Source organism: Xanthobacter sp. BG11Y11_SDJG (genome assembly GCF_057364445.1).
This window is the reverse complement of the sequence record NZ_JBNFNU010000636.1, coordinates 1-1,523: the sequence shown is the minus strand read 5'-3', so window position 1 is coordinate 1,523 and position 1,523 is coordinate 1. Positions and strand designations below refer to the sequence as shown.

General features: G+C 73.8%; 2 protein-coding genes. One reads left to right on the top strand and one right to left on the bottom strand.

Annotation, left to right across the window (positions count from 1 at the left end):
• Window positions 1-694, bottom strand: a 694-nt coding sequence (locus AC2W7M_RS25230) for an FUSC family protein (RefSeq protein ID WP_486135827.1), incomplete at its 3' end; no start/stop codon positions are given.
• Window positions 695-895: 201 nt separating this feature from the next.
• On the opposite strand from AC2W7M_RS25230, the gene AC2W7M_RS25225 reads away from it, so the two are divergent.
• Window positions 896-1,523: DsbA family protein (locus tag AC2W7M_RS25225; RefSeq protein WP_486135825.1), on the top strand; the 628-nt coding region annotated here is incomplete at its 3' end.

Genomic DNA, 1,523 nt, shown 5'->3' with positions numbered 1-1,523 from the left:
CGCCGCCCGAAGCGCCGTGCGCCGCGCCGGCATTGAGCCGGTCGAGGGGCCGACGGGTCGAGCCCGCGCCCGAGCAGGCCGTCGCCGCCCCAAATTCCAGCAACCGGCCGGACAGGCGCAGCGCGGTGCGCACTGGGGAAAACAGGCTCACCAGCGCGCGCTCGGGCAGGACCAGGATGGCGCAGGCGACCCCCACCACCCCGCCGATGGCGATTTCCATCACCCGGTGCAGGCCCGACAGCAGCGGCTCGGCATGGGTCGGGTCGGACAGCAGGACGATGCCGACCGTGATCGGCGCGAGCTTGAAGCTCGCATAGCGCGCCGCGAGCGTGCTGGTGATGAGGACGCCGACGGCCAGGGCGAGGAAGGTGAGCGGCACGGACGGCCCCGCAAGGTGCGCCGCCGCCACGCCGATGGCGCCGCCCACCACGGTGCCGGCGGCCCGGTCCACCGCCACCGACAGGCTGGCGCCGATGGTGGACTGGACCACCAGGATCGCGGTGAGCACCGCCCAGTAGCCGTTGGGCAGCGCCAGCCCGTAGGCCAGCCCAGCGGCGGCGACCGCGGCGATGGTGGCGCGCAGCCCGAGCTTCAGATGGGTCCAGCCGATAAGGCCCCGCAGTCGGCCGGACAGCCGGGACGGCGGCGGGGCTTCGGCGCCGTTGGGATCCGGCGAAGGGGGTGGTGCGGACATGGGTGCTCCCGTGCCGGACCGATCCAATCGATCCGCCCGCCAGTCGCCCCCAATCTAAGGGGAAACGCCGCCGGATGGCGATGCCGCCGGAGCCCGCCGGCGCGCGCCTCCGCCGGCTGCAAGGCGGTCCTGCGCCAAGCGCGCTTGTGGAGCGCGGGGCGGCGCAGGACACTGCGGCAAACGCGGCTGGAGGAGGCGCGCATGTCCAAAGCATCGCTTGATTTCTTCTACGAGTTCGCCTCGCCTTATTCGTATCTCGCGGCCATGCGCATCGCCGCTGTGGCGGAGGGCGCCGGCGTCGACGTGCGCTGGCGGCCATTCCTGCTCGGCCCGATCTTCCAGGCGCAGGGCCACGAGCAGTCCCCGCTCGCCACGGTGCCGCTCAAGCGCGAGCACATGTGGCGCGACCTCGACCGCCTGGTGCGGATCGTCGGCCTGCCGGCGGTGACGCGGCCGGAGCCGTTCCCGGCCAATGCGCTGCTGGCGGCGCGCGTGGCGGTCTGGCTCGACGACGCCTCGCGCCCGGCTTTCTCGCGCGCGGTTTACCTGGCGGAGTTTGCCCAGGGCCGGGACATCAGCGCGCGCGAGACCCTGCGCCAAGTGCTCGCCGCCTGGGCCACTTCTGCGACGACATCCTCGCCGAGGCGGAGGCCCCGGCCAAACAAGGAGCGGCTGCGCGCCGAGACCGCGGCGGCGCAGCGGCTCGGCCTGTTCGGCGCGCCGAGCTTCGTGACCGCCGACGGGGAGCTGTTCTGGGGCAACGACCGCCTGGAGATGGCGCTCGACCATGCCCGCGCCTCGCCGAGGGCCGGGCCGCGTAGCAGTACCG